The sequence below is a fragment of the Bradyrhizobium sp. Ash2021 genome (genome assembly GCF_031202265.1).
GTDB lineage: Bacteria > Pseudomonadota > Alphaproteobacteria > Rhizobiales > Xanthobacteraceae > Bradyrhizobium.
This window is the reverse complement of the sequence record NZ_CP100604.1, coordinates 6,089,589-6,116,132: the sequence shown is the minus strand read 5'-3', so window position 1 is coordinate 6,116,132 and position 26,544 is coordinate 6,089,589. Positions and strand designations below refer to the sequence as shown.

27 protein-coding genes, 1 tRNA gene and 2 pseudogenes are annotated in these 26,544 nt (G+C 61.4%); 8 read left to right on the top strand and 22 right to left on the bottom strand.

Annotated elements, in window-relative coordinates; all coding sequences use genetic code 11:
* Positions 1–131: 131 nt before the first annotated feature.
* From NL528_RS29595 to NL528_RS29580, 4 genes are all read right to left on the bottom strand, one after another.
* Positions 132–1,775, bottom strand: a complete 1,644-nt coding sequence (locus NL528_RS29595; protein ID WP_309177908.1) for an ABC transporter ATP-binding protein — start codon at positions 1,773–1,775, stop codon at positions 132–134.
* A 38-nt stretch (positions 1,776–1,813) separates the two neighbouring features.
* Positions 1,814–2,704, bottom strand: coding sequence for an ABC transporter permease (locus NL528_RS29590; RefSeq protein WP_309177907.1), 891 nt, complete (start codon positions 2,702–2,704; stop codon positions 1,814–1,816).
* A 14-nt stretch (positions 2,705–2,718) separates the two neighbouring features.
* Positions 2,719–3,660 (bottom strand): ABC transporter permease, encoded by a 942-nt coding sequence (locus tag NL528_RS29585; protein WP_074275140.1) that lies wholly within the window; start codon positions 3,658–3,660, stop codon positions 2,719–2,721.
* A gap of 224 nt (positions 3,661–3,884) precedes the next feature.
* Complete coding sequence (locus NL528_RS29580; protein WP_309177906.1) at positions 3,885–5,015, bottom strand: M20/M25/M40 family metallo-hydrolase; 1,131 nt, start codon at positions 5,013–5,015, stop codon at positions 3,885–3,887.
* 267 nt (positions 5,016–5,282) lie between these two features.
* Between NL528_RS29580 and NL528_RS29575 the strand changes: the two genes are divergently transcribed.
* From NL528_RS29575 to NL528_RS29560, 4 genes are all read left to right on the top strand, one after another.
* Positions 5,283–6,887, top strand: a complete 1,605-nt coding sequence (locus NL528_RS29575; protein ID WP_309177905.1) for an ABC transporter substrate-binding protein — start codon at positions 5,283–5,285, stop codon at positions 6,885–6,887.
* A 163-nt stretch (positions 6,888–7,050) separates the two neighbouring features.
* Positions 7,051–7,374, top strand: coding sequence for a metalloregulator ArsR/SmtB family transcription factor (locus NL528_RS29570; RefSeq protein WP_309177904.1), 324 nt, complete (start codon positions 7,051–7,053; stop codon positions 7,372–7,374).
* Positions 7,371–7,856, top strand: a complete 486-nt coding sequence (locus tag NL528_RS29565; RefSeq protein ID WP_309177903.1) for an SRPBCC family protein — start codon at positions 7,371–7,373, stop codon at positions 7,854–7,856. The genes NL528_RS29570 and NL528_RS29565 overlap by 4 nt, the downstream gene beginning before the upstream one ends.
* A 29-nt stretch (positions 7,857–7,885) precedes the next feature.
* A complete protein-coding gene (locus tag NL528_RS29560) occupies positions 7,886–8,545 on the top strand; it encodes a glutathione S-transferase family protein (protein ID WP_309177902.1) in 660 nt (219 codons plus the stop codon).
* Between the two features lie 47 nt (positions 8,546–8,592).
* On the opposite strand, the gene NL528_RS29555 is transcribed toward NL528_RS29560, so the two are convergent.
* Together NL528_RS29555 and NL528_RS29550 are read right to left on the bottom strand one after the other, a co-directional pair.
* A complete protein-coding gene (locus NL528_RS29555; RefSeq protein WP_309177901.1) occupies positions 8,593–9,453 on the bottom strand; it encodes an alpha/beta hydrolase in 861 nt (286 codons plus the stop codon).
* A 162-nt stretch (positions 9,454–9,615) separates the two neighbouring features.
* Entirely contained in the window at positions 9,616–9,852 is a 237-nt protein-coding gene (locus tag NL528_RS29550; RefSeq protein ID WP_309177900.1) for a PepSY domain-containing protein, read from the bottom strand.
* A 602-nt stretch (positions 9,853–10,454) separates the two neighbouring features.
* On the opposite strand from NL528_RS29550, the gene NL528_RS29545 reads away from it, so the two are divergent.
* Positions 10,455–12,917 carry a family 16 glycoside hydrolase gene (locus tag NL528_RS29545; RefSeq protein WP_309177899.1) on the top strand — a complete coding sequence of 821 codons (2,463 nt, stop codon included), beginning with the start codon at positions 10,455–10,457 and terminating at the stop codon, positions 12,915–12,917.
* Positions 12,918–13,333: 416 nt separating this feature from the next.
* Here the strand turns inward: NL528_RS29545 and NL528_RS29540 are convergent, their stop codons facing one another.
* From NL528_RS29540 to NL528_RS29470, 15 genes and pseudogenes are all read right to left on the bottom strand, one after another.
* Complete coding sequence (locus tag NL528_RS29540; protein ID WP_309177898.1) at positions 13,334–13,507, bottom strand: hypothetical protein; 174 nt, start codon at positions 13,505–13,507, stop codon at positions 13,334–13,336.
* 236 nt (positions 13,508–13,743) lie between these two features.
* On the bottom strand, positions 13,744–14,319 hold the full coding sequence (locus NL528_RS29535; protein WP_309177897.1) for a TMEM175 family protein: 576 nt from the start codon (positions 14,317–14,319) through the stop codon (positions 13,744–13,746).
* 191 nt (positions 14,320–14,510) lie between these two features.
* Positions 14,511–14,597 (bottom strand) — tRNA-Leu (locus tag NL528_RS29530).
* An 88-nt stretch (positions 14,598–14,685) separates the two neighbouring features.
* The gene (locus NL528_RS29525) at positions 14,686–14,934 is read right to left on the bottom strand and encodes a hypothetical protein (protein WP_309177896.1); all 249 of its coding nucleotides are present in this window, start codon (positions 14,932–14,934) and stop codon (positions 14,686–14,688) included.
* Complete coding sequence (locus NL528_RS29520; protein ID WP_309177895.1) at positions 14,918–15,712, bottom strand: hypothetical protein; 795 nt, start codon at positions 15,710–15,712, stop codon at positions 14,918–14,920. Before NL528_RS29520 ends, NL528_RS29525 begins: the two co-directional genes overlap by 17 nt.
* 8 nt (positions 15,713–15,720) lie before the next feature.
* Positions 15,721–16,668, bottom strand: coding sequence for an IS481 family transposase (locus NL528_RS29515; RefSeq protein ID WP_309177894.1), 948 nt, complete (start codon positions 16,666–16,668; stop codon positions 15,721–15,723).
* Positions 16,655–16,864 (bottom strand): hypothetical protein, encoded by a 210-nt coding sequence (locus NL528_RS29510; protein WP_309177893.1) that lies wholly within the window; start codon positions 16,862–16,864, stop codon positions 16,655–16,657. Before NL528_RS29510 ends, NL528_RS29515 begins: the two co-directional genes overlap by 14 nt.
* A 584-nt stretch (positions 16,865–17,448) precedes the next feature.
* A complete protein-coding gene (locus NL528_RS29505; RefSeq protein WP_309177892.1) occupies positions 17,449–17,970 on the bottom strand; it encodes a DoxX family protein in 522 nt (173 codons plus the stop codon).
* Positions 17,967–18,773 carry a DNA-binding domain-containing protein gene (locus NL528_RS29500; protein WP_309177891.1) on the bottom strand — a complete coding sequence of 269 codons (807 nt, stop codon included), beginning with the start codon at positions 18,771–18,773 and terminating at the stop codon, positions 17,967–17,969. The genes NL528_RS29505 and NL528_RS29500 overlap by 4 nt, the downstream gene beginning before the upstream one ends.
* Positions 18,763–19,686, bottom strand: a complete 924-nt coding sequence (locus NL528_RS29495) for a DUF692 domain-containing protein (RefSeq protein WP_309177890.1) — start codon at positions 19,684–19,686, stop codon at positions 18,763–18,765. Before NL528_RS29495 ends, NL528_RS29500 begins: the two co-directional genes overlap by 11 nt.
* Before the next feature lie 37 nt (positions 19,687–19,723).
* Positions 19,724–20,029 (bottom strand): DUF2282 domain-containing protein, encoded by a 306-nt coding sequence (locus tag NL528_RS29490; RefSeq protein WP_074277541.1) that lies wholly within the window; start codon positions 20,027–20,029, stop codon positions 19,724–19,726.
* A gap of 109 nt (positions 20,030–20,138) precedes the next feature.
* A pseudogene (locus NL528_RS29485) lies at positions 20,139–20,689 on the bottom strand (carboxymuconolactone decarboxylase family protein).
* Between the two features lie 871 nt (positions 20,690–21,560).
* On the bottom strand, positions 21,561–22,286 hold the full coding sequence (locus NL528_RS29480; protein ID WP_309177889.1) for an outer membrane beta-barrel protein: 726 nt from the start codon (positions 22,284–22,286) through the stop codon (positions 21,561–21,563).
* Between the two features lie 269 nt (positions 22,287–22,555).
* Positions 22,556–22,861, bottom strand: coding sequence for a DUF2282 domain-containing protein (locus NL528_RS29475; RefSeq protein WP_309177888.1), 306 nt, complete (start codon positions 22,859–22,861; stop codon positions 22,556–22,558).
* A gap of 109 nt (positions 22,862–22,970) precedes the next feature.
* Positions 22,971–23,246, bottom strand: coding sequence for a hypothetical protein (locus tag NL528_RS29470; protein ID WP_309177887.1), 276 nt, complete (start codon positions 23,244–23,246; stop codon positions 22,971–22,973).
* 690 nt (positions 23,247–23,936) lie between these two features.
* Here NL528_RS29470 and NL528_RS29465 point away from each other — a divergent pair.
* From NL528_RS29465 to NL528_RS29455, 3 genes and pseudogenes are all read left to right on the top strand, one after another.
* Entirely contained in the window at positions 23,937–24,578 is a 642-nt protein-coding gene (locus NL528_RS29465; RefSeq protein ID WP_309177886.1) for a DUF1109 domain-containing protein, read from the top strand.
* A 19-nt stretch (positions 24,579–24,597) separates the two neighbouring features.
* Positions 24,598–25,070, top strand: a pseudogene (locus NL528_RS29460) (transposase); the annotation flags it as partial.
* Between the two features lie 392 nt (positions 25,071–25,462).
* Complete coding sequence (locus NL528_RS29455) at positions 25,463–26,017, top strand: sigma-70 family RNA polymerase sigma factor (RefSeq protein WP_309177885.1); 555 nt, start codon at positions 25,463–25,465, stop codon at positions 26,015–26,017.
* Positions 26,018–26,236: 219 nt separating this feature from the next.
* Here NL528_RS29455 and NL528_RS29450 read toward each other — a convergent pair whose 3' ends face one another.
* On the bottom strand, positions 26,237–26,362 hold the full coding sequence (locus NL528_RS29450) for a hypothetical protein (RefSeq protein ID WP_309177884.1): 126 nt from the start codon (positions 26,360–26,362) through the stop codon (positions 26,237–26,239).
* Positions 26,363–26,544 lie beyond the last annotated feature (182 nt).

The following is a 26,544-nucleotide window of genomic DNA, read 5'->3' as shown; positions in this document are numbered from 1 at the left end:
GTCTCAGCCTGTGTTAGGTGCGCGCGACGTTAGCCCCGTCATTGCGCGAAGCGCAAGCTGTGAAGCAATCCCGTTTTGCATGCCGCATGGGCGTCGGGATTAGTTCAGGCGGCGATAGCGGCGAGCGCTTCTCACTCCGCTGCAACCGCCGCCACCGGCCGGAAATTGGCAAAATCCCAGCCGCGCCCGGGTGCGGCATCGAGCAGCGCGCGGGTATAGGCCTGCTGCGGATGGGTCAGGACTTGCGCGGCCGGTCCCTGTTCCACGATGCGGCCATGCTGCATCACGGCAACATCGTCGCAGATTTGCGCCGCGACGCGCAGGTCATGGGTGATGAACAACAGCGCGATGCCGAGCCGGTTCTGGATTTCATCGAGCAGTTCGAGCACCTGCGCCTGCACGGAGACGTCGAGCGCAGAGACCGCTTCATCCGCGACCAGAACGTCGGGGTCGAGCGCGAGTGCGCGCGCAATCGCAATGCGCTGGCGCTGGCCGCCGGAGAACTGGTGCGGGTAGCGCGAAACCGCGTCGGGCGGCAGATCGACCAGTTCGAGCAGCTCGCGCGCTTTCGCCAGCGCGTCCGCGCGCGGCATGCCGTAATTGATCGGGCCTTCGGCGATGGTCTCGCCGATCGTGACGCGCGGATTGAGCGAGCGGTAGGGATCCTGAAAGATGATCTGGATGCGCTTGCGGTGCGGCTGCAACAGCCGGCGCGACAGGTCGGAGATCTCGCGCCCGACAAGGCGCACGCCGCCGGAAGTCGGGTCGATCAGGCGGACGATGCAGCGCGCCACCGTCGATTTGCCGGAGCCGCTTTCGCCGACGATGCCGAGCGTGCGGCCCTTGCGCAAGGTGAGCGTCACGTCCTTGGCGGCGGCGACCTCGCGCGCCTTGCCGAAGAAGGAGCGCTCGCGATAGACCTTGCCGAGCTCGTTGGCTTCCAGCACCACCGGTTCGGTGGTCTCCTCGCGCGGCGCGCGCGGCACCAGGCTCGGCACCGCAGACAACAGACTGCGGGTATATTCCATCGTGGGCGCCCGCAGGATGGCGTCGAGCTGACCGGTTTCGACCAACCGGCCGTGGCGCATCACCGCAACCCGATCGGCGATCTCCGCGACCACCCCCATGTCGTGGGTGATGAACAGCACCGCGGTGCCGTGTTCGCGTTGCAGGTCGCGGATCAGGGTCAGGATCTGCTTTTGCGTCGTGACGTCGAGCGCGGTGGTCGGCTCGTCCGCGATCAACAGTTTCGGCTCCAGCACCAGTGCCATCGCGATCATGATGCGCTGGCGCTGGCCGCCGGAAAGCCGATGCGGGTAGGAGGTAAAGATGCGCTCGACCTCGGGCAGCCGCACCTGTTCCATCATCGCCAGGATCTTCTGGCGCCGCGCCCGCGCATCGAGATCGGTATGGACGCGCAATACCTCGTCGATCTGGCGGCCGACCGGAACGACCGGGTTGAGCGCGGTCATCGGCTCCTGAAAGATCATCGCCATCGTGGTGGCGCGCAATTGCCGCAAGCGCCGGTCGCTGGCGCCAAGCAGCTGTTCGCCGACCAGCTTGACGCTGCCGCCGGAGGGGGCCAGCGCACCCTTCTGCAACAGCCCCATTACCGTCAGCGAGGTCACGGATTTGCCCGAGCCGCTTTCGCCGACCAGGCACAGCGTTTCGCCCTCGCTCACCCTGAGCGAGAGGCCGTCGATGATGCGGCTGCCGCCGGGTTTCTTGCCGAGGCCGACGACGAGATTGTCGATGTCGAGAACGATATTAGTCATCGGAACTCTCAGCCGTCATTGCGAGGAGCCAACCATATTCACTTGCCGCTCTCCCGCTGTTTCATGCGGGGATCGAGCGCGTCGCGCGCGGCATCACCGATCAGATTGACGCTGAGGATCGCGATCGACAGCAGCAGGCCCGGCCAGAAAATCAGCGAAGGCTTGATCTGAAAATAGGCGCGTCCCTCGGCCATGATGTTGCCCCAGGTCGGCGTCTCCGGATTGATGCCGGCGCCGAGGAACGACAGGATCGCCTCGGTAAGAATGGCCGACGCGGCCACATAGGTGCCTTGCACGATCAATGGTGCGATCGTGTTCGGCATCAGATGCCGCCACATGATCTTGGGCAGGCTGGAGCCGACCGATATCGCGGCCTCCACATAGGGCTCCTCGCGCGCCGACAGCACGACCGAGCGCACCAGCCGCGCGACGCGCGGGATTTCGGGAATGGTGATGGCGACCAGCACCGTCATCAGGCTCGCGCCTGACAGCGACACCACGGCAATGGCGAGCAGGATGCTCGGCATCGCCATCAACCCGTCCATCACGCGCATCATCACGGCATCGATCCATTTGAAGAAGCCGGAGACGAGGCCGATCACAAGCCCGATGCCGATCGAGAACACGGCGGCGCCAAGGCCGATCAGCAGCGAAATCCGCCCGCCATAGAGAATTCGCGACAACACGTCGCGGCCATAGCCGTCGGTGCCGAGCAGGAACTGGGCACTGGACGGCTTCAGCCGCAGCGAAGGTGCCAGCAACTGAGGATCGTGCGGCGACAGCCACGGCGCCAGAACCGACGCTGCGATGACGAGCGCCAAACAGATCGTCGCGACCGCGATGATCGGCGTCGCCGTCAGAAATCCGAGCTTTGGCCGGAACGGCGTCGTAATCGGAATCGACGGTTCGGGGAGGGTTTCGATCGCCATCAGTATCTAAAGCCTCAGTAGCGGATTCTGGGATCAAGCAGGGTGTAGGCGAGGTCGATCAGAAGATTGACGGCGACATAGATGCCCGACGTCAGCAGGATCATCGCCTGGATGACCGGATAGTCGCGCGCCAACACGGCATCGACGGTGAGGCGGCCGATGCCCGGCAGGTTGAATACGCTCTCGGTGACGACGACGCCCGAGATCAACAGCGCGAAGCCTGTCCCGATCACGGTGATCACGGGCACGGCGGCATTGCGCAGCGCGTGGCGCAGCAGCACGCCGGTCTCGTTGATGCCCTTGGCGCGGGCGGTGCGGACATAATCCTCGCCGAGCACGTCGAGCATCGAGGCGCGGGTCATGCGCGCAATCAGCGCGACATAGATAAAGGACAGCGTACAGGTCGGCAGGATGATGCGCTCGAAGAACGGACCGAAGCCTGCCGAGATACTCTTGAAACCCTGCACCGGCACCCAGTGCAGGTCGATCGCAAATATCTGAATCAGCACATAGCCGATCACGAACACCGGGACGGAAAAGCCGATCACCGACAATCCCATCACGAAACGGTCGATCCAGGTGCCGTGTTTCCACGCCGCGATGACGCCGAGCGGGACGGCGACCAGGATCGAGAGGATGATGGTCGACAGCGCGATCGAGATCGACGGTTCGACGCGCTGGCTGATCATCTTCAGCACCGGCACGTTCGAGATCAGGGATACGCCGAGATCGCCATGCAGCAGCTTGCCGATCCAGGTGAAGAACTGGGTGTACAACGGCTCATTGAGGCCGAGCGAGGTGCGGATGCGCTCGAGCTGTTCGGGCGTCGCATTGTCGCCGGCCAGGATCGCGGCGGGATCGCCGGGCGTCAGTCGCAGCAGGAGAAACACAAACAGCGCGACCACGCCCATCACGGGGACGGCGGCGAGGATGCGGCGAAGCAGATATCCGAGCATGCTTGTCCATCATAAAGCGCGCCAACCCAGGGTTTGGGTTGTCGCAAACCAGGTTCCCCGCCAGCAGCCTATCAGGTCAGCAAATCTCGTGCCATTGCACACTAGGCCTCGGTCATTCCGGGATGGTGCGCCAGCACCAGACCTCAGGTGCGCAATTGCGCACCGGGGAATCTCGAGATTCCGGGTTCGATGCTTCGCATCGCCCCGGAATGACGTTTTCATTGTCACTCCAGCGTCGCCAATAGCCCGGCCATCAGCCGGCCGCGCTCGGCCAGGCTATCGACCTCGATATGCTCGTTGAGCGTATGCGCATCGGCCCCGCGGACGCCGAGCCCGTCGAGCGTGGGTATCCCCATCGCGCCGGTGAAATTGCCGTCGGAGCCGCCGCCGGCGCTGCCATGGGGAAGGTCAAAGCCCATGTCCGTGGCCAGCCCGCGCGCCTTTTCATACAGCGCCAGGGTGCCGGCATCCGGCTCCCATACCGGCCGGGTGACGCCGCGCGTCACCTTGAACGTCACGTCGTTGGCGCTGCCGGACAGCGCCAGCATGCGCTCGACGCCGCGGTCGAGATCGGCCTGCCGCTTGGCCATGCTGAGCGCTTCGCCGGTGCAGGTGGTGGCGACACAATTGACCCATTGGCCGCCATGCACGATGCCGACCGAGAAGGTGCAGTCCTCGGTCGTCATGCCGTCGATGGCGATGATTTGCCGCGCCATTTCGCGGATCGCCGAGCGGCCCGAGGAAAGCGTGGCGCCGGCATGGCTCGGCTTGCCGACAGCTTCGAGATTAAAGCGCGCGATCGCGTAACGCCCGGTGACGACGCCGTTGTTGGGCCGCCCCGGCTCGGGCACCAGCACATATTTGTTGCGCGCCGCCTCCGCCTCGATGATGTCGCGGGTGGATGGCGTGCCGACTTCTTCGTCGGGGGTGAACAGCACGGTGATCGGCAGCGGCGTCGTGAAGGCGGCACGCGCCAATTGCCGGATCGCTTCCAGGGTGAGGTAGTTGCCGCCCTTCATGTCGAAGATGCCGGGGCCGAAGCATTTGCCGCCTTCGCGCCGCCATTTCAGCTTCTCGATGGTGCCGACGGGATGCACGGTATCGAGATGGCCGGCAATCAGGATTCCCGGCTCGCCTTGTTTGGGATGCGGAAAGCGGGCGCGGACGCAGCCGGCAAAGCCCTGCCGTCCGGCGATGCGCTCGATGGTCGCGCCCATGATCGCCATGTCGCGCGCGGCAAGATCGAGCATGCGCTCGACCGCGGCGGCATCCCAGGTCGGGCTTTCACATTCCACCCAGCCGCGCAGTCCCTGCAGCATGGTCTCGGAATCAAAGGGAAGATTGGCAGGATTCATGAATATCTCTCTTCGTTGCAGCAGGCGACGTCAGCTTTGCGCGGCGTTACGAAAGTCGCCCGTGGAGGATTTGTAAAGTCAAAATAGCCGAGCCCGCACCATTCGTTTGTGTACGTCTGATCTCGACGAAAACCGGATTGACGCGCCACACGCTTGGTGCAAGTCTCGAGTATGCAAGCCTTACAGCATGTTAGTTCGCCTAAATAACGAACCTCATGCATAATCAGTAAGCGGGCTTTGACCAGTTTCACGTCAGGAGAGACACGAATGTTCCAAACCTTTAGTTGGAAACGTACCGCGCTAGCGTCGGTGTTATCCATTGCCGCGCTTTCGGCGGCGCTGACGTCGCAGGCCTTTGCCGCCGGCAAGACCATCACCGCCGTGATGCATTCCGATCTGCGCGTCATCGATCCCTTGTTCACCACCGCCTACATCACGCGCGATCACGGCTACATGGTCTACGACACGCTGCTCGCCACTGACGCCAACTTCAAGATCCAGCCGCAGATGGCGGACTGGAAGATCAGCGATGACAAGCTCACCTACACTTTCACTTTGCGCGACGGCCTGAAGTGGCATGACGGCACGCCGGTGACGGCGGAAGATTGCGTGGCGTCGCTGAAGCGCTGGGGCAAAAACGACAATATGGGTCAGAAGCTGATGGACTTCACCGCCAGCATCGAGCCCATCGACGCCAAGAGCTTCGCGCTGAAACTGAAGGAGCCCTACGGCCTGGTGCTGGATTCCATCGGCAAGCCGTCGTCCTATGTTCCGTTCATGATGCCCAAGCGGTTGGCGGTGACGCCTGCCGGCCAGCAGATCAAGGAGCAGATCGGATCCGGTCCCTTCAAGTTCGTGCAGGCTGAATTCCAGCCGGGCGTGAAGGCGGTCTATGAAAAGAACACCGACTACGTGCCGCGCAAGGAACCGGCGAGCTGGACCGCCGGCGGCAAGGTGGTGAAGGTCGACCGTGTCGAATGGATCACGATGGCGGATGCGCAGACCGCGGTGAACGCGCTGCAATCCGGCGACATCGACTTCATGGAGGCTCCCCCTTTCGATCTGCTACCGGTGCTCTCGGCCAGCAAGGACTTGAAGATCGAAACGCTGAACAAGTTCGGCTTTCAGACGCTGGGCCGGATGAATTTCCTCTATCCGCCGTTCGATAACGTCAAGGTTCGCCGCGCTGCGCTCCTGGCGATCAATCAGAAGGATGTGCTGGATGCGCTGGTCGGCAATCCCGACTATTACAAGATCTGCGGTGCGTTCTTCGTCTGCGGCACGCCGCTGGCGACCGAGGAAGGCTCGGAGACGCTGGTGAAGGGCAATGGCATGGCGGCAGCGAAAAAGGCGCTGGCCGAATCCGGCTATGACGGCACGCCGATCGTCATCATGGCGCCCGGCGATGTCGTGACGCTGAAAGCGCAGCCGGTGGTGGCGGCGCAGCAGCTGCGTGACGCCGGCTTCAAGGTGGATCTGCAGGCCACCGACTGGCAGACCGTGGTGACCCGCCGCGCCAGCCAGAAGCCGCCGAAGGAAGGCGGCTGGAACATGTTCTTCACCAATTGGGTTGCTGCCGACGTGTTGAACCCGATCGCCAACTTCTCGATCGGCGGCCGCGGCAAGAATGGCGGCTGGTTCGGCTGGGCGGAAGACGCCAAGATCGAAGCGCTGAAGGACGCCTTTGCACGCTCGTCCTCGCCGGACGAACAGAAGAAGATCGCCGCCGACATCCAGAAGGAAGCCTATGAGCAGGTGATCTACATCCCGCTCGGGCAATATCTGGCGCCGAGCGTGTGGCGGAAGTCGCTGACCGGCGTGCTCGATGGTCCGGCCACGCCGATCTTCTGGAACATCGACAAGTCGGAGTGAGGTGAGGACCAACAACGCTCCTGCACCTGATCAGCTGCGATCGTAGCCCACCTCTATGCAAGAATTTCGAACGGCGCCGCCATTGCAAGCGGCGCCGTTTTCGTTTGCTGAACCGAAATCAACGCGTGCTTGACATTGCGTAAGCCATAGCTTACCGTTAGTCATGGCTTACGGAAGCGCGCTCATGGTATTGGCGGACCCGACGCGGCGGGAGGTGTTCGAGCGCCTCCGCGCCGGACCGCGTCCGGTGAATGCGATTGCCGCCGGGTTGCCGGTGTCGCGGCCGGCGGTGTCGCAACATCTAAAGGTCCTGAAGGGTGCGGGCCTGGTCGACGAGCGCAGCGAGGGCGTCCGCCGGATCTACTCGCTTCGGCGCGAGGGCCTGGTGGAATTGCGCGAATGGCTGGACAGTTTCTGGAGCAATGCACTCGACGCATTCAAGGCGGAAGTGGAAAAGTCCCACATCGACGCCAAGAGGAAGAAATGACTGAGGTGACCATCATCGCGCCCGTCCGCAAAACCATTCGCGTCAAGGCGCCGATCGAGCATGCGTTCGAGGTCTTCACCAGCGGCCTGACGCGCTGGTGGCCGTACGATCACGGCGTCGGCAAGAAGCCGATTCAGAAGGTGTTGATGGAGCCGCAGCTCGGCGGCCGCTGGCTGGAAATAGCCGAGGACGGCACCGAGACCAGCGTCGCCACGATCACGCTGTGGGAGCCGCCGCATCGGCTAGTGATGCTGTGGCAGGTCAACGCCCAGTGGAAGCCTGACGCCGCGATGAAATCGGAGGTCGACGTTCGCTTTGCCGCCGACGGGCCGGACGCGACCCATGTCGAGCTGCTTCACCACAAGTTCGAGACGATGGGTGCGGACGCCGGGGCTTCGATGCGCAGGGACGTCGACGGCGGCTGGCCTGGCCTGATGCAGCGCTTCGCGCAGCAGGCCGAACTCGGCAAAACCGAGGCTTGAAAGTCAGCAGTCCAGAAGAGGAGACAGTCATGTCGGAATTTACAGTCCATTCGATACCGGGCAGCCCATTCGGACGGGCGGTGTTGATGACGCTGGAGGAGAAAGGCGTGTCGTATCGCTTCGCGCCGGTGGCGCCGGGCACGCTCCGTTCGCCCGAACATCTGGCGCGGCATCCGTTCGGCCGGGTGCCGGTGCTGGAGCATGACGGCTTTCTCCTGTACGAGACCCAGGCCATCCTGCGTTATCTCGACCGCGTACTGCCGACGCCCTTGCTTACGCCCGCCGATCCCAGGCGCGCCGCGCGGATGGACCAGGCGATGAATGTCAACGACTGGTATCTGTTTCACGGTGTCGGCAATGTCATCATTTTTCATCGAGTGGTAGGCCCGCGGGTGATGGGATTGACACCGGACGAAGCGGCAATCGAAGCCGCGATGCCGAAGGCGCACGCGGTGTTTGATGAGCTGGCGCGGCTTCTCGCCGGGCAAGACTACTTTGCGGGCGATAGCATATCGCTGGCGGACCTCATGCTCGCTCCGGCGGTGGAGTTTTTCACGGGCACGCCGGAATGGTCTGACCTCGGCGCACCGCATGCCAATCTCGTCGCCTGGCTGGCGCGGATGGCGGCTCGGCCAAGCATGAAGGCAACCACCTGGGAGCGCGTGGCCGGGATGGCCCGGGCGGCCTGACAAAGCAGGCGGGGATCGTCGTGGGCTGCTCAGCTTTGGATCGATCGTCAGGCCGGATGTTCCGCCACATGCTCCAGCAATAATTCGCAGACCCGATCGGGCGCCTGATCCGCCGCAAAATGCCCGACACCGGGCAGAACCTCGAAGCGATAGGGCGCCGCGATGAAATCCACCGTGCCTTCGGCGGCGACACGCCCGACGGTATCGTCGGCATCGCCCCAGATGAAGAGCGTGGGCACGCGGATCGGCCCGAGGGGACCGCGGATCGCGCCGCGCGCGCGATACCAGGCCAGTGCGGCTTCCATCGCGTCCTTGTTGCCGAGCACGGCGAGATGCGCCTCGATCGCGGCAGCGGGAACGCCATTGGCCGCCAGGCGCTCGCGCAGCCATTTGGCATCGTCGGCAAGCACGATATCGGCGGCATCCGGTTCGAGAAACGCCTTGTGGTGTCGCGAGCGCTGTGCCTGATCGCCGTCGATCATGAGCAGCGCGCGGTTGAATGCGTTCGGGTGCGGCCGCGAGAGAATGGTGAGCGACGCCACGCGCCCGTGATGGCGATCGGCCAGCGCCCACGCGATGCTGCCGCCCCAGTCGTGGCCGACGAGATGAAAGCGCGCATCGCCGTAGCCGGCGGCTGCCGCGATCGCCATCGCGTCGTCCATCAAGCGGTCGATATGATAGTTGGCAGTGTCGTTCGGATCCGGCCGCGCGTCCGGCGAATAGCCGCGTTGGCTCGGCGCGATCGCGCGATAGCCCATATCACCGAGGGCGCCGAGCTGCGCGCGCCAGCAATGCATCGATTCTGCAAAGCCGTGCAGCAGCAACACCAGCGGTGCGCCAGGCTCGCCGGCGGTGAGGGCGTCGAAGGTCAGGCCGGGAGCGATCGTGATCTGTTCGAGCGACGGCATCGATACATCTTAGATAGGCTCACCCGGCTGGTCCATCGCAGAAATGAGGTCGCTACCTGTTGCAGCGAGATACTCGAACGAGAGCACCGCAAAAGATCTACGCCCAGAACGCCGGGGACTTCGATCCACGACCATGCGCAAGCTGATGAACTCACGCATGGTCTACTTCCGTTCCTTGACTTGGCCGCTGCTGTCGACGACGAGAGAAATGTCCTTACCGTCTTTCGTCGCCTTGACGGAGATACCTTCGGCCGTGGATTTGATGTCCCGGACTTGCGAATAGCCCGCGGCTTCAAGTTTGGCTACAAGCTCATCCTGGGTCAGGGCATGGGCAGGCGAGAAGATGCCAAATATCATCAGACACCAAAGGACCATTTGAAAGATTGTTCGCGTCGACATGATCCGTCCTCCTGGTTAAGCGAACTGCGACATCACGCTCCGGCACCAACTGCCCTTCGAGACAACGGTTCCGCCGTTTGCGAGGCGGCCCTGTCACGTGCTGATTACCTAGTCGCCAACGCTCGCCGCCACGGTGAAAGTAAGTTAGCTAGAGCTGCATCCTCGATCCGTTGCACGAAGGCGTCGCGTGCGACGTAAAATCGTCGATTCCGGGCGGGATGTCAGCCAATAGGTAGGCTCGCAGTCCCAAAATAGGCCAACCGACGTTCGCGGAGCAGGCCAGCCGCCGCGGACGTATCCGTCTCCTATCAATATTCATTTGGGACCCCGTGTACGCCATTGCGTCACCCCCAAAGTAAGAGCATTCTGTGAACTAGATCATTTTAGGTTGAGGAAGATCGTGATGTCATTCCGCAAGGCACACGGATAGCTACCTAGAATTGGTTTCTCTGGGAAGAAGCGTCTCTCTGCATCGCCGTTGCTAATCGGGTCTGATCCAAGCCCTTTGAAAGATGGGTTGAAATTTTTGGATCACGGTCCCGGACCTGAATTCTTGTTCTTGGCCGAACGCTGGCTAGAGAATTGTATCAGGAGGACGGACCATGCCTACCACTACGGAGAGGACCTCGTTCACCAAAGACGTCCAAGGCCGCTATCTGTGCAACAACCTCACGGAGGTCGATGCGTGGAAGTCCGCAGGCGGGCGTCCGTTCGACTTCATCATCGTGGGCGGGGGAACCTTCGGCTCCGCGATCGCGGAACACCTTTGGTTCCGTCAGAAACAAGCGGGTGGTGGATTGCGCACGCTGGTCGTCGAAGCTGGCCTGTTCACGGTCCCGGAGCACGTACAAAACACCGGGATCCAGGGTTTTACCGATCCGCAAAACCCATTTTTTCTCAATGAAAACGCGCCGCAACCGGAGAAGCCGCAGAACGAAGTCTGGGGCATTCCCTGGAAGTCGGCTATCCCGTTCAAGGGGCTCGCCTACACGCTCGGGGGTAGATCTCTTTTTTGGGGAGGGTGGTCCCCTCAACTGTTGAACGAGGAGATGGCGACCTGGCCCGCGACCACGGTCGCCGATTTGAACGGGAGATATTTCGACGAAAGCTCAAGGCAGATCGGTGTCGATGAGGCGAACGATTTCATTTCAGGTGAGCTACAGAACGGCTTGCGACGCCAGCTCTTCGACAATCTTGCCAGCGTCCCAAATGTGTTTTCCCTGAATGCCCTCCCGCCGTCCCCACTTCTCAAGCCGGGCTCCGATCCGGCGCAATTGCTCGGTCTAACCTCGACCGGTGGCCTTTCTCAAGCCGACCTGTTGAATCTTCTGAAGCTCGAGGCACCACTCGCGGTCCAGGCGCGGCCTCCTCACGCGGGTTTTTTCCCGCTGAACAAATTCAGCGTGGTGCCGCTTTTGACGAAGGCCGCCCGAACCGCTGCAAGCGATTCGAACGGCAACGATACCGCCAAGGAATTCATGATTCTGCCGGACGCTCATGTGCTGTCGCTGCGGACCGTTCCGACTGCCGCCGGCACGTGGCGGGTCACGGGCATCGATACAAGCCAGGGGCCTATCGACCTTGCACCCGGCGGCACCGTCGTCATCGCTCTCGGTACCATCGAAAACGCGAGACTGGCTTTGGCCTCGTTTGAAGGGACCGGTCTTCCCACCTTGCCGCTCATCGGCAAGAACTTGATAGCGCATCTTCGCTCGAACCTCGTCATCCGCGTGCCCCGGGCGGCGATATCCGGCCTCTCGGCCGCGGCGAACGAACTACAAACGGCGGCGCTGTTCGTAAAGGGGCGCGCTACGCGGCAAAACGGTGATTTGCTCGGCCGATTCCACCTTCAGATATCGGCGAGCGGAGGCGGTAACACCGTCGGTGCCGAGGACGAACTCTACCGCAAAGTTCCCGATGTCGACTTCTACGACCAACTGCGCACCTCGACGGATACTCACGTGGCGATCGCGATCCGCGGCCTTGGGGAAATGGAGCCCGCCGATCCCGCGAACGCCGGCGCGCATCCAAGTCGTGTCGAGTTGAGTACCCGAACGGACGAATACGGAGTCCGTCGCGCATCCGTCTTGCTCACACAGACCCCACGCGATCAGGAACTCTGGAACGCCATGGATGCGGCCATGCAGAAGGTGGCGGCAATATTCGCCAACGGGCAGCCCATGCAGGTCATCCAAACCAATCGCGACGGATTGGGAACCACGCATCATGAAGCCGGAACGCTCTGGATGGGAACTGATCCGACGCGAAGCGTTACGGATCATCAGGGTCGTTTCCATCATACCGATAATCTGTACGCGGCCGGGCCCGCGCTTTTCCCGAGCACCGGCTCACCCAACCCGATGCTCACCGGCATCGCGCTGTCGCGGCGCACCGGTGACTTTATCATGGCCCCGCCGGCCTTCACGGCAGACGCGGGTTTCGAAAGCTTGTTCGACGGCATCTCGCTCGGCGACTGGACTATGTCGACGATCAGCAACCAACCTGGGCGAGACGACCCCGGCTCCTTTTGGGTTCGACGGGGTGTGTTGGAGGGACGGGTCGGGACGGATCTCGGCCTTCTCTGGCTTACGCGACCGACGCCCGCCAGCTATGTATTGCGGCTGCAGTGGATGATGACGGCACCCGACGACAATTCGGGAGTATTTATCGCCTTCCCGGACCCGAGGCACGAAGGCTACGACAACACCGCCTACGTCGGCGTCAACTTCGGCTTCGAGATACAGATCGACCAGTTGGCCCGTCCAGACAATGCGCCGATCCACAGAACCGGTGCCATCTACTCCTTCAAGGGCCCGACTGACGGTCCGCTGATCGTGTATCCGGTAGGAGAATGGAATGACTATGAGATCACCGTCGATGGCGCTGACGTCAGGGTTGCTCTGAACGGACAGACGGTAAATCTTTTCCATTTCACGGGCGATCCGCAGTCTCCGCGTCGCGGACTTCCGTCAAGTCCCCAGGACCCTCGATTCATCGGACTACAGACGCATACCGGCCGTGTTCTCTTCCGCAACATTCAATGGAAAGGCATCGTGACCTCATGAACCTGATGCCGCTCGGATTGCTGGGCGCCGTCGAGACGAACGGCACCGTTACATTCGGGCTCTGGCTTCCGTGGGTCTCGGCTACCGATGGCAATGCCGTGACTGTGAAGATCATTCATGAGGCCGATCAGTTTCTCCAGGGGCTGCCGGCTCGGGAGTTTCGGCTCACGGCTTCTGGAAAGAGCGCTTCAACAGCGATGTCTTTGACCACTGGCCCAATCCGCAGGTCGCCGGTAATGGCGGCGGCGTTGTTGCGGAGGGCAGGGCGCTGCACGGCTTTGCGACGTCGGCGCCGATCGTGATACCGGCGAACGGGGCCGCGGTGTTTGTCAAAGGTTAGAGCGCCGCGCCTGGCCGGGCCAGTACCCGATCGGAAGTAAAATCGAGCTCGGCCGCGTGGGCGGCCGGCAACTGTGCTACGGAAAGGCGACCATCGAGGCGAAATCGCCGGAAGCTGTTCCGGGCGACATCGATGCTGAATACAGCGCGACCATGAAAATGATCGACAAGATCAGGTAGCCCAGAACGATCGATGCATCACGATTCCGGACTTTTTCGGTTGCAAAATGATTGTGCTCTGCAATTGCCATCGTCTCATCTCCAACAGCCGGGTCTTGGGATTTGACGGCCGCAAAAACGCGGTCGTGGTTTCAGGCAGGCGCGAGATTATGTCTCGGCACCTTCGCAGATTGTGAACTCGGCTACATTCGCGAAAATGTGAGGTAACCCCGCAAGCCGGCAGCAACGATCGGCGCCGGCGTCGTTACACCGCGCTTCGCTGCGCGCCGCGGCGTCGACCGGCGGAGGTTGTTACCTGCGGGAGCCGCTAACGGCGCGCCGCCAGCCAGCCCGCCAAGGGCGCGCCAAATGCCAGGCACCATATGAATTGCGCAACGGGTGGAGCGATGGTGGCGACAACGGTACCCAGCACGAATACGAACACGGGAAAGATCGCGGTTGCCAGCAATTCGGGATGGCCGCGGCCTCGGAGGGCGAGAAGCCACAGCAGCGCGTTCAGGACAGCGATGACCGTCAGATGGCCGCCGTAAATCACGGCGACGACGCCGTCGAGCCGATAGGCTCCGTAAAGGCCATTCGTGACGGGAAGGATGATGATCGACACCAGAAAGATCAGGTTGAGGAAGACTTCGCCGCGGCTGCCTTCCGGCGCCACCGCGAGCCGCCGGTGATGGCTGAACCAGAACAGGCCCGCGACGATGAAGCTGATCATCAGCGCGATGAGAGGTTGCGCATAGGCGCGGACCAGGTCGATCCAGGCGGGCGCGTTCTTGAAAACGCTCGCCTTCGGCAAATCATAGGCCAGCAGCGTCATCGCAACGCCGAAGATGGTGTTGCTCAACGCCTCCAGCCGGCGCATTTCAAAAAGACCGATCTGCTGCAAGCTCGCTCCTTCGCTTCGCACCATCCGTCTTCGCTGCGCCCAAGCTGCGTCGGAAGCGCCTCGGTCTGGTGTGGCTGCGCCACGCGTGGCCTGTGAGGGCGATGTGGCTTGCCAGCCGTAGCTCGCAGACACAAGCCCGCCTCCGCCAACAGGCTCCGGCGCGGCAGCCTTGCTCGCACGCGAGCGAAGGCTGGTGCGGGCGGTGGGACTCGAACCCACACGACGTTGCCATCGAGGGATTTTAAGTCCCTTGCGTCTACCAGTTCCGCCACGTCCGCGCCGTTGTTTCATAACGGTTTTTCGCCCTCAGGCAACCGATGTTTTCCAAGAGTCGGAACCGGTTTTCCAAAATCGTGCAAAACAGGTTCACGCCTTGTCCTTTATCCGTGTGAAGGCGCGGATGACGTTGTTCTCGGCGTCGACGTGCCGGGTGTAGTGCGCGCCCATGCGTTCTGACTTGTCGCCGAGCAGGTCCGCGATCTCCGAATTGTTAGCGCCACCGGTCCGCTTCCACCAGGCGGCATAGGAGACGCGCAGGCCGTGCAGGGTGGTACCCGCGCCGATCAGCCCGTCTCGCTCCAAATCGCGCAGGTAGTGGCTAACGCGGGTCTGCATCTCCTTCTCGCTGGGCCAAGGCGTTACCATCGTCGCGAACTGCAATCAGAGTCGACGATCGGTTAAGACCAGCCAGGAAGGTCTGCAGCTCCTGCATCGCCGGCAGGAAGATGCTCGTGACGCTCTTCTTGTTCTTCAAAGTCGGCAGCCGGAAGCACATACCTGTGAGCTTGTGCGGCTGGTATTGTTTCCAACCCACAGCCACGATGCTCTGACCGCGGAGGCCGCCGAACCGGCCAAGCATGAGCGCAATCTTGATTTCCATCGGGGCGGGATCGAACGCCGCGGGCCATTCCTCGGCGAACCACTCGCGGTTCGCGTTCGGGTTGGCGTCGTGCGCTTTGTCCATACCCCGGCAGGGATTGAGCACCATGCCCGTTCTGTTGCCGCGCTTCACGCCCTGGCTGAACATTGACGACAGCGCCGATATCATCTGATCGGCGAAGCGCGGCCACTTCTGGTTGGCGCATGTGTCGCGAAGGTCATACAGGTCGGATTGAGTGATATCGGTCAGCACGATGTCGAACTCGGGCCGCAGGTATTCGAATGCGTCCAGATAGTCCGCCCGCGTCGCCCGCGCGAGCTTCTTCCATTTCGGGTAGCCCGCCTTGTCGTCGCCGGCGTCCGCGCCATCCGCTTTGGCGGCGTCTTTGCAGTCGACGTCGCCGTTTGTGAACCAATGCACCAAGCCGCCAAGCGTGGTGATGGGCAGTTCGCTGGCGGGCGCCACGCGCTTGCGCGGACGATTATAGGCGCCTAAAAACTCCGGCGCTGCCATTTCGCGTTCTAGATGTGGAGCCTCAACAGGTTGTCCTCGGTCAAGCCGAGGCGGCTGATGGGTGGTTTGGACTTTAGACTGCTGTGTGGTCGATGCCAGTTATATCGATGCAGCCAGATCGGCAGGTGCTGAGCCCGATGATCGGATGTGAGATAGGCTTGGGCATAGGCCCATTCGCGCAACGAGGTTTGGACGAAGCGCTCGGCCTTGCCGTTGGTTTTCGGCGTATAGGGCTTAGTGCGCAGGTGCTTGATTTTGAGCAGGCGCAATGCCTTAGGGTAACGACGGGATCGGAAGCTAGTGCCGTTGTCGGTCATGACACGATAGACTTTGACGCCATGGGCCCTGAAGAAGCGCAACGCGTTAAAGAGAAAGCTCAGGCAGGATCGACGTTTTTCATCGGGCAAGATTTCCGAATAGGCGACGCGGGAATGGTCGTCGATTGCCAGGTGCAGATATTCCCAACCGACCCTGCGGCTCTTGCTTTGGCGATCGCCGGTGATGCGGTGGCCGACTTGCTCGAAACGGCCCAGCTTTTTGATATCGATGTGGATGATCTCGCCGGGGTGTTCGCGCTCGTACCGGCGCACCGGTTCGGCCGGCTCCAGTGCCGAGAGCTTGTTGATGCCGAGCCGCTGCAGGATGCGGCTGACGGTCGCCGGAGACACGCCGACCTCGACCGCGATCTGCTTGCCGGTGTAGCGCTGGCGGCGCAAGGCCTCAACCACGGCGCATGTGGCGGGCGCCGTTTGGCTTGGCAATGAAAGAGGCCTGGAGGAGCGGTCGCGCAAACCATCGACACCGCCTGCGCGGAACCGTTCGACCCATTTGGCGACGGTCTTTGGCGTGGTGTTGAACTGGCGCGCGGCGGCCGCTTTGCTCAGTCCCGCTGCCACACTCCGCACCATGGCCTCTCGACCTTTCGGCGTCAGGCGAGCATTCTTATGGCTGTTCATCTGGTCTCTCCGTGGAACACTGAAGCTTCGCAACCTCAGCTTCCTCGGTTCGGACCAGATGGACAACCTCCTGAAAGCCCACAGCTAGATCGGCCCGGTTGCCGGCGAAACCATTGACCAGCTTCTCGCCGGTGGCGCGCCGATAGACGTAATACTTGCCGCGGGCGCGGACGATCTTCAGCCCTTCGAGTTTCACACTAACCACCAACTCTCTCCCCGATGCGCCGACGGGCGACCGGGGCAGTTTGCGCGTTCGGGTCAAGAGAAGAAAGCCAGGAGTCAAGGCTGGCCCGCAGGTACCGGTTACCCCTTGTGGATTGTGTGAACTCGATCGGCTTGACCGGGCACACCTCCCTGAAGGTGTCGACGCTCAGGCTGCAGTATTCCGCCGCCATATGGAGCGGCAGGGCAGCCGGCCATCGCTCGGCGAGGTGCTGCGACACACCGGTGACCTTTCGTTCCCCGCTTAAAGAACAGGAATTTAGGTTCTACCGTTACCAGCACGGGGATAAGGTTTTAGTGCTCGAGATAAGTGAATTTCCCGAAAGCTCGCCCCAAGTGCAGCCGGGTCCTTGAGGTTTCAGGCGAACGCTCCGGTCGTCCTCCCGCCCCTGCTGGCTGCCTTCGTTGAAGCAACCAACGCTTCGATGTCGAGCGATTGATGGCCACGTTCGGCGAGGATGCTCTCGTCAATGATCAGTTACGGGACTGCTGGTGGACTGTCAGGCTTTTCGGCGCTCGGCGCCCTTCCTCAAGGATGTTCGATCAAGCTGCCACGGATCACCGAATCGTCGTCGGGAGGCCCAACAAACGGCGGATGACGTAGTCGATTGATATGCGACCTGGTCCCCATGCCATGATCCCCAGGGCCATCGCAGCCCAGGTGATGTGGACCGGCCACCCGTCCGGCACGGTAAGCTCGACGATCACCGTCATGAAGAACAAACCCAAGGCAGCGAACCGGGTGACGAAACCGAGAACAAGCAGGGTCGGGAAGATGATCTCCCCGCAGCCCGACAGAAAGGCCATCACGGTTGGGGCCGGAAAAGGGTAGGGACCTCCAGGAAGGTGGAGCATGAATTCGTCGGTGAACAGGGTGACCGCAGTGTCGCTCAACTGCAAGAAGCCATCCCATTTGAGAATGCCCGAGCGCCAGAACGGCACAGCCAGCGCGACGCGAAGTAACAGCTGGGTCAAGGACGGTTGTGCGATCGTGCGGACCAACAGGCTGGCGCGGTCGGTCAAAAGGGCCATCCCGCGGAATCTGTCAATGCTGGCCAAGGGTTGATCTATAGCGGTCATGGCTCGTCTCCGAATTCGGCAGCGACAAAAGCGCCGGCAGCCAACATGCCTGAGATGCTGGCACAGAGGTCGAAAGTGGCTACGACCTCCAAAGCAGCGTTTGCTGCATGATCGAGCGTCTTGCCCTCCATTAGCGCCGTAAAGAATATCGCCCCCCCATCGGGAAGGTGACGAACCTCGACCTCGTTCTCGGCTCGAGTGATCAGGGCGTCTTCTGGCTCGGCAGCATTGATTTGGCCGACGGAGTCCGCGCTGCGATTTGCCGAAAAGATCGTGAGTGCCGCGTATTCGGACCTGACGATGTGTGTCGCCGGATGACGGACGAACGTAAGGTCGGCTAGGCGGTCCGGCGGAACAGACGCGAGTCGATCGGGTGCCAGTGAAGTGGCGTCAGCCGCGTGATACGCGTCGAGCCAGGCTCTCTCGATGCGAGCAGTGTCGGCAAGCCAGGGCATGGTCTGCGCAAATTCGTAGGTCTCGATGAAGGCCGGAAAATCACGGCCATATTCGAACAGGAGCGGTGAGGTCGGCGGAGTCTCTCGAACATGGAACCGCGCCATGGCACGAAAGAACTCCACTCCGGTAATGCGCTGGACGGCAGGATAAATCGCCGCCAGCGCGTCGATCAGACTGACGGTCACGTTGTTGCGATAGACGTTGTACCGCTTCACCGCCGCTTTCCCGTTTGGGCCGGAGACGAGTGCTGGGGTCGCACGTTCAGGCTTGATGAGCCCTGGCGAGAAGGCGGCCGCATAGGTCGGCGCTTTCTGGACTCGCTTGTTAGGAAATCGGCTAAGCTGCATGGCTCTGATCCAGCGAGGAGGTACCCGCATAGCGGTCCAGGATCGACTGCGCGGTGGTTGATTCCGCCTTGAGGACGGGCCAGTCGGGGATGTTGCTATCCCACTCAATCAGTGTCGGGACGGGACCGCATTTGCGGATGACAATTTCGAACAGTTTCCAGACCGCATCCGCGACCGGCCCATCGTGGCTGTCGATCAACAGCAGCTCGCCCTCATCATCGGTCTGTTCCGCATGCCCCGCGAGATGGATCTCTCCCACCTTCTCGAGTGGAAAATCAGCCAGATAGTCGAGCGCCGAATAGCCGTGATTTGTCGCCGACACGAAAACGTTGTTGACGTCGAGAAGAAGCCCGCATCCGGTCCGTCGAGCAATCGAGCGGATAAAGTCCGTTTCGCTCAGCGTTGATTCACGGAAGGTGACGTAGGTCGACGGGTTCTCTAGAAGGATCGACCGGCCGATCGCCTCCTGAACTTCATTGATATGTGCGCAGACACGCGCGAGGGCATCCTCCGTGTAGGGCAGCGGCAAGAGATCGTTGAAGAAAGTGGTTTCGTGCGTGGACCAAGCCAGATGTTCAGAGACAAGTGCCGGCTCGTAGCGCTCGACGAGCGATTTGAACCGAGCCAAGTGGTCTCGGTCGAGCGGCTGTGGTCCGCCGATCGACATGCACACGCCGTGGAGCGAAACGGGATTGTCCTGGCGGATTGCTTCCAGCGCTCGGTGCGGCGGGCCGCCGGCTCCCATATAGTTTTCGGCGTGGACCTCGAAGAAGCCCTTCGGCTTGCCGTCCGCCATGATCGCTGCAAGGTGCTCGTGCTTGAAGCTTGTGCCCGCTTGGCCGGCGATGGGGTGGTCCGGAAAGCGGAGAGGGTGCGCAGAGGAAACGGCGATCGGGGGGGTGTTCGTTTTCATGGCGTCTCTCCGCCTTCCGGTTGCAGCAGTGTGGGGATCAGATCGGGTTCAGCGAGCCATGCTTGCCGTTCGGGAGGACGATCGACTCGCAGGTCCCGCCCTGGACCAACTTCCAGGCGTTGCCCTGGAAATCCGCCGTGGAGGTGCCCTGGCAGGTGGTGCCGGGGCCGGCGGCACAATCATTCTGACCCTTCAGGGCGATGCCGTAGCATTTCACCTTGTGGGCGGCGAGGGCAGCCTGCTCTTCGGCCTTGGTCAGCGGTGCGGCGACGGCGATCGTGGCGAGTGCGCTGGAAACAGCGCCGGCGAGGATCAGTGAGCTGATAGCGGACTTTGCGGACATCAAGCATACTCCATGTTGGTTTTTGCGCGCCGATTTGGCGGCACGACGATTCTTCGGTTGATTGCAGCTTTTCGTTACACCGTGTGCCGCTCACGGATCGGTGTACGGATCAGGCGGCCTGGCGAGCGTGAACCACCGGGAAGTCGACATCCGTCTTGGCGACTTCGTTGACGTAGTTCGTCAACGTGTTCAGGGCGACGTGCAGCACGATCTCGACGAGTTCTGCATCGCTGTAGCCGGCTGCCCGGACGTTCTGCAGCGCTTCGTCATTGACGTGCCCCCGTTTGCGGGTCACGGCCGCCGCGAACTTGACGGCGGCGTCAGCCTTAGGATCGTTCGAGGCGCCGTTCCGGTTCGCCGTGATCTCAGCGTCATCGAGCTTCGCGAGGTTCTTCCCCAGATAGGTATGAGCCGAGAGGCAGTAGTCGCACCCGTTGATCTGGGCGACGGCAAGAGCGATCCGCTCGCGAGTCGGTGCCGGCAGGCTGCCCTTCCCCAACCTCCGAAGAGGCAGAGAAAGCCTTCGATCGAGGCCGGGCTGCTGGAGACGAGGCGAAAAAGATTCGGAACGCTTCCGAGCTGCTTGCTCACCGCTTCGAGGAACGCATGAGAAGCGGCGGGCGTGGCTTGGATGGAGGCGGGAATGGCGATACGCGACATTGTCTAGAGAGCCCCGCAGTTCGTCGAAATATCACGGCGAGCGCGTGCGCTTGATGCGATTTTGGATACTGCCGCTTTTATAGTGAGTCAGAGAGAAAGCCGTATGACCTTCAGTTTGGCTTAAGGTAGCGAGCGACTGTTTAGCTCCCGAAAAAGTGACCCGGAGATTTTCGACTCGTCGTGAGCCGTTTGCCGGGAAGGGTCCGATCCAAGGACCCCCACTTTGGGAGGCGTCGTTATGAGGAATAAAATGCCTAATGCCACCGCTCTCAGTACCGCGACGGTGGCCCACGCTGGCGAGTTCCCCGATCCTAAGGTTCAATCGGAGAAGCTCCGTCCGTGGCACAAAGGGCGAATACAGAAGCCGAGATGCTGCACCGCCAAAATGCTCAAGGGCAAGCGAATTCTCGGGGGGGGGGGATGTTTTCAAAATCCACACGCGCCGGCTAATGCTGGCTGCTTCTCAGCTTCCGCTTGCGGCCTTCATCGCCGGAACGGCCAACGCACAATCGTCGCAGCAATTGGAGCGGATGGAGGCAACCAGACGCGCATCCAGTCCTCCCTGATCTACCGTTTCTGAATATTGGTTTGAGGGCGCGTGCCGCGCGTTTGATCCTCCCGATGGATCGTGCGCGAAACGCAGCGCGCCCTCACGCCATCAACCGCCTGTCGATCCGTGAAGGCGAGCGCAAATTCCTGTGGACCGGTCGAGGCCTCGCCCTGCGGATTTATCCCTGTTTGAGCGACCTTGGTCTTTAACGCGGCCTTTTTGAACGGGCGCTCGCCGATAACCTCAATGTTGAAACAAAAAAGCCGGCAAGCGGGTATTCCGCTTGCCGGCTTTTCGGATGAGTCTTCGATCAGGCGCGGATCAATACTTCGCGACCAGCGGGCCGTCCCAGTTGAAGCGATAGTTCAGGCCGGCCTTCACAGTATGCTCCTCGTTGCGGAAGGAGCCGAACGGGACAAGCGCGACCGGGGTGGTGAACCGGCTGCTGTCGAAGTCATAAAACTGGTACTCGACCTTGGCCGACCAGTTCTGGGCGAGCATGTATTCCAAGCCAGCGCCGACAGTGAAGCCATTGCGATGGTCGCGATCGAGCGCGAAGCCGACCGGAACGCCGGCGGACGCCAGGGTTTCGCGGTTGTCGGCGTAGGCATAACCTCCCTTGGCGTACAGCAGCGCCGGCCCCCAGGTGTAGCCGATGCGCCCCGTTACGGAGGCAATCGCGCGCTGGTCGTTTGTGAAAGCGAAGCCGCCGGGGAATATCGCGCTGCTATTGTTGCTGGCAAGCCAGCTGTACTGGCCTTCGATACCGAACACCCAGTTCGGAGCGAACTGGTAGTCGGCGCCAACCTGCACACCGCCGAGGAATTGGACGTTATTGTTGTCGCTGGAGACAAGGCCGTTGAAGTCATTGTTGCCGCTGAACGCGCCGCCGATATGACCGCCGAAGTAGAAGCCGGTCCAATTGTAGATCGGCGCGGCATAAGCCGGAGCCTTGGTGTGGATGCGAGGGTCAAGATCGGCTGCGAGTGCTGGCACGGTCGCGCCGAGAGCGACGAGGGCCACAGTACCGAGTAGAAACGTTTTCATCAGTCTTTTTCTCCAAGAGATCATTTTTAGAGGCGCCGCGTGTCGGCTCCCTCCATGGCGGGTAGATAGACGAGTTTTGGATGAAATGTTGTCACCTGTCGGCCACAGCGCGGGTGAGTTCCTGACCTGTTGGGTAACAATTTTACGCGCTCAATAAAGCGCAGGATACCAAGCCAAACGTGGGTGATATGCGCCGTATTGCCGACACAATAGGCTACGCATCAGGGCGCTTCATCGGACTCTCGCAAGGCAATGCAGCAGTGTGGGGATCAGATCGGGTTCAGCGAGCCATGCTTGCCGTTCGGGAGGACGATCGACTCGCAGGTCCCGCCCTGGACCAATTTCCAGGCGTTGCCCTGGAAATCCGCCGTGGAGGTGCCCTGGCAGGTGGTGCCGGGGCCGGCGGCACAATCATTCTGACCCTTCAGGGTGATGCCGTAGCATTTCACCTTGTGGGCGGCGAGGGCAGCCTGCTCTTCGGCCTTGGTCAGCGGTGCGGCGACGGCGATCGTGGCGAGTGCGCTGGAAACAGCGCCGGCGAGGATCAGTGAGCTGATAGCGGACTTTGCGGACATCAAGCATACTCCATGTTGGTTTTTGCGCGCCGATTTGGCGGCACGACGATTCTTCGGTTGATTGCAGCTTTTCGTTACACCGTGTGCCGCTCACGGATCGGTGAACGGATCAGGCGGCCTGGCGAGCGTGAACCACCGGGAAGTCGACATCAGTCTTGGCGACTTCGTTGACGTAGTTCGTCAACGTGTTCAGGGCGACGTGCAGCACGATCTCGACGAGTTCTGCATCGCTGTAGCCGGCTGCCCGGACGTTCTCCAGCGCTTCGTCATTGACGTGCCCCCGTTTGCGGGTCACGGCCGCCGCGAACTTGGCGCCAGAAGATTTGCCAGCGCTTGAACGCATCGCCGAGACAATTGCCGCTACGCTGCCGAGCGACGCGCTCACCGTACTTACGACATGTCGCTTTTGCGACGACCGTAGCTGCAGCGACTGTCCGATGGAGGTCTTTGGGCCGGTGGAAACTTCCGGCGGCTCTGTCGCCGGGGCGTGAGACTGCTATTCGGCTATATCTCGGCTGCACCAGGCTGGTTTCCTCTCCTGGGTCTCGTTCTGCTCGTTGGTGCGGCGACGGCCGTGATGACGTGATGCCGTCGCAACGGGCTCCGGCGGCAAACTGAAGCGAAATCGACATACATTTGGCGGCGCTGACGATGGCTGCCGTGCAGTCGCGCCGAGGCCCTATACGGCGAGAAGAGGCGTGTCGTGGCTTTGGTCTCCGCTCGAGGTCGATTTCGACCCAAGCCGATGCCGCCGTCTGTAACAAAGCGGCCTGTGCCGACGAATTACCTCAAGAAGCCGGACAGTTTCAGCGCGGTCGTGCGCTGGAGCATCCGGCTGCTCGATCTAGGGGATTGAGGACGGACATGGTTGGGTACCTGGATTCTATTGGGCTTCCCGGCCGTGGTGAAGTAGCTATGGCCGGTTTGGTGTTCTTCAAACGGCGAGGTTGGTCTCCATCCAGGGTTATTGGCGTCGAAAGCGCTGCAAGAGCGACCGACCGGTCAGAACTGTTGGTCAAGGTCAATATCCGGCGCGGCCTTCGGCGACTTGTCGCTACGGCCCCAGGGAACAACGATGCGAACTGAAGCACTCGTCGAGGCACTGTCTCGTGATCTGAAGCCTGTGCGGCCCCGAAGCGCACTCCGCGATGCCATCGTTCTGTGCGTCGTGGCCGTTGTTGAGCTTGCTGCTTTTTTTGGGGCTGGGCTGATGCGGCCTGACATGCATCACGCGATGCACATGCCATCGTTCTGGTGGAAGATGGCGAGCATGGGGGTAGTTGCTGTTTCAAGCGCGACCGTCGCCCTGTTGTCGGCCTACCCCACCCGATCTCCACGCGCAGGTCTGCGATGGCTAGCGATGTGTATCGCAGCCGTCTTCGCCACGGGGTGGCTTGTCGATTCGATCCATGACGGCTTCGGTGAGTTGTTGAAGCGACTCGATTGGGAAATGGGTATTCAGTGCACGTGGAAAATGGTGGTGCTTTCCGTGCCCTCCGTCGTTGCGCTTGGAGTTCTCATTCGACGGGGCGCTCCGACGGATCGGTTCGGAACTTCGCTGGCCGCGGCGCTTGGATCTGCAGCGTGGGGAGCTTTCGTCTTTGTTTTCGCGTGTCCATCCGATGATGCGCTCTACATCGCGGTCTGGTACTCAGTCGGGTGCGGTATCGTGACACTTTTCGGCCGTTCGATCCTGGCCCGACTATTTCGGTGGTGATCTGCGTGAAGCGCGTGACTCGCTCGCGGAGGAGCGGATCGTGCGCCTGATCCGCGACGGCACCGTCGTTCGCGTCCGGCTCGACCGCAAGGCCACCTCCGTCTCGCTGTTGGTCGTCATCGGCGTGCGCGCGGATGGGCAGAAAGTGCTGCTGGCGATCAAGAGTATGGGCGGCGAGAGCTCCGAGACCTGGCGCAGTGTGCTCGACGATCTCGTCCGGCGCGGGCTGCCGCAGCCCCAGTTCCTCATCGTCGACGGGGCGCCGGGCCTCGATAAGGCCATCGCCGCCGTGTGGGACGGCGTGCCGGTCCAGCGCTGCACGGTGCACAAGCACAGGAATTGCTGGCGCACGCCCCCGAGCCCCTGCATGAGGAGATCACCGCCGACTACAGCGACATGATCTACGCGACAACCTGCGAAGAGATCGAGGCCCGCCACAAGGCCTTCATCCGCAAATGGCGGCTCAAGTACCGCGCCGTCTTCACATCAGTTCTTCAATCTCTGCCGCTTGCAACCTGCGAGATGCAGGTTGGAGTTCTGCAGTACCCTATTATCCCCTTTCGTTTTCTGAGCCCGAAGTGTTACGCCGAGCAACAGTAAGGCGCCGCCAATTCGCAAGGGAACCTCGTGCGTCCGCGAGACGGTTACGAGGAACTTCCGCTGTTGGCCGCGCGATCTTGCTTTCTAGAGCGTACGGTCTAAATTGTGCAGGCTGGCCGACGGCAGTTCCCGACAGGACGGAATTTGGATATGATCAAGGGAGTTTGATTTGGAAGTTTTGGACGCATCGGCGGTTTCTTCGATCGGTAACCTCATGCCAGGACTTGACTGATCGACGCGCGCACATACTGAAGAAGGAGATGCACCGCCGGAAAGAAACACGCGTGGAATCTGGTTCGCGCGAGGAGCGATGGGCGGCATGGATGCGCGCGGCGATTGGCGGGGACGCTTCCGCTTACCGGCAATTTCTCGAATCGGTCACGCCATTCCTTCGGGGAACCGCGGCGAAGCGTTGTTCGCAGCTCGGAATTTCGCGATCCGAAGTTGAGGACATCGTCCAGAATGTCCTATTGGCGATGCACCTCAAACGCGGCACTTGGGATCAATCGCGTCCGATCGGACCCTGGCTGGCGGCGATCGTTCGGAACAAGGTGATCGATGCCTTCCGCAGCCGCGGGCGGAGAATCGATATTCCCATCGAGAGCGTTATCGAGACGCTGGCTTCAACCGACCCGGAGGCGGATTCGGAAAGTCATAGCGTTCGGCGGATGCTCGCAAGCCTGAAAGATGTCCAGCGATCCATTGTGATGTCCGTTTCAGTCCAGGGCGAGAGTGTAGCGCAAACAGCGAAGCGCCTCGGCATGTCCGAGGGAGCCGTTCGCGTGGCGCTGCATCGCGCCCTGAAATCGCTGGCGGCACTCTATCGCGACAAGATCTGAGAAACGATAGGCATGCTTGGCGGCAACGTAGGCGCGCTAATCAAAATTGGTGATCGGCGCGCATGCCACGAACGGTCGCTTGCGGCGAATCATTTGCAATAGCGATCCATTTTTTTATTGTATTAGATCGATCGAGTTAAAATTATCAGACTATTTACTCGCATACTCAGTAGTCGCTCGCGATGGAAAGAAATCGCGGTGAGAGATATGGATCGGTTGTTACAAATTCGCCTGAGGGTTCGAAATGTCGCCCTGATTTTGCTCGTGAGCCTGCTGGCAAGTCAGGGCGTCGGGGCTGCCGAAACCGCGCAGATCGAGGCGCTGAAACAGAAATACGTTCGCCATCGTCGATCCCTTTTCCGAAAGACAACCCTTACACCGACGCTTCTCGTGGCAGCGAATGCACGGGCTCGCCGCCGACTGGCTCCCTCAACCGCGTATCCTTCACCCGTATCCTGACCAGCGTTTCGCCGTCATACACCCAAGGTAGGAGCCGTGTGCGGGAATTCCGCCTGCACGGATTTGGG

Coding starts and splice junctions, on each gene's coding strand:
- NL528_RS29465 (WP_309177886.1), top strand. CDS start 23,937: ATGCGAACTGAAGCACTCGTCGAGGCACTGTCTCGTGATCTGAAGCCT.
- NL528_RS29570 (WP_309177904.1), top strand. CDS start 7,051: ATGGCTTACGGAAGCGCGCTCATGGTATTGGCGGACCCGACGCGGCGG.
- NL528_RS29545 (WP_309177899.1), top strand. CDS start 10,455: ATGCCTACCACTACGGAGAGGACCTCGTTCACCAAAGACGTCCAAGGC.
- NL528_RS29520 (WP_309177895.1), bottom strand. CDS start 15,712: ATGGCAGCGCCGGAGTTTTTAGGCGCCTATAATCGTCCGCGCAAGCGC.
- NL528_RS29475 (WP_309177888.1), bottom strand. CDS start 22,861: ATGTCCGCAAAGTCCGCTATCAGCTCACTGATCCTCGCCGGCGCTGTT.
- NL528_RS29495 (WP_309177890.1), bottom strand. CDS start 19,686: ATGAAAACGAACACCCCCCCGATCGCCGTTTCCTCTGCGCACCCTCTC.
- NL528_RS29515 (WP_309177894.1), bottom strand. CDS start 16,668: ATGAACAGCCATAAGAATGCTCGCCTGACGCCGAAAGGTCGAGAGGCC.
- NL528_RS29450 (WP_309177884.1), bottom strand. CDS start 26,362: ATGGCGAACGTATTTCTGTTTCAGCGCCTCGATCTGCGCGGTTTCGGC.
- NL528_RS29580 (WP_309177906.1), bottom strand. CDS start 5,015: ATGAATCCTGCCAATCTTCCCTTTGATTCCGAGACCATGCTGCAGGGA.
- NL528_RS29590 (WP_309177907.1), bottom strand. CDS start 2,704: ATGGCGATCGAAACCCTCCCCGAACCGTCGATTCCGATTACGACGCCG.
- NL528_RS29595 (WP_309177908.1), bottom strand. CDS start 1,775: ATGACTAATATCGTTCTCGACATCGACAATCTCGTCGTCGGCCTCGGC.
- NL528_RS29500 (WP_309177891.1), bottom strand. CDS start 18,773: ATGCAGCTTAGCCGATTTCCTAACAAGCGAGTCCAGAAAGCGCCGACC.
- NL528_RS29525 (WP_309177896.1), bottom strand. CDS start 14,934: ATGCAGACCCGCGTTAGCCACTACCTGCGCGATTTGGAGCGAGACGGG.
- NL528_RS29575 (WP_309177905.1), top strand. CDS start 5,283: ATGTTCCAAACCTTTAGTTGGAAACGTACCGCGCTAGCGTCGGTGTTA.
- NL528_RS29505 (WP_309177892.1), bottom strand. CDS start 17,970: ATGACCGCTATAGATCAACCCTTGGCCAGCATTGACAGATTCCGCGGG.
- NL528_RS29585 (WP_074275140.1), bottom strand. CDS start 3,660: ATGCTCGGATATCTGCTTCGCCGCATCCTCGCCGCCGTCCCCGTGATG.
- NL528_RS29565 (WP_309177903.1), top strand. CDS start 7,371: ATGACTGAGGTGACCATCATCGCGCCCGTCCGCAAAACCATTCGCGTC.
- NL528_RS29490 (WP_074277541.1), bottom strand. CDS start 20,029: ATGTCCGCAAAGTCCGCTATCAGCTCACTGATCCTCGCCGGCGCTGTT.
- NL528_RS29555 (WP_309177901.1), bottom strand. CDS start 9,453: ATGCCGTCGCTCGAACAGATCACGATCGCTCCCGGCCTGACCTTCGAC.
- NL528_RS29550 (WP_309177900.1), bottom strand. CDS start 9,852: ATGTCGACGCGAACAATCTTTCAAATGGTCCTTTGGTGTCTGATGATA.
- NL528_RS29540 (WP_309177898.1), bottom strand. CDS start 13,507: ATGGCAATTGCAGAGCACAATCATTTTGCAACCGAAAAAGTCCGGAAT.
- NL528_RS29560 (WP_309177902.1), top strand. CDS start 7,886: ATGTCGGAATTTACAGTCCATTCGATACCGGGCAGCCCATTCGGACGG.
- NL528_RS29480 (WP_309177889.1), bottom strand. CDS start 22,286: ATGAAAACGTTTCTACTCGGTACTGTGGCCCTCGTCGCTCTCGGCGCG.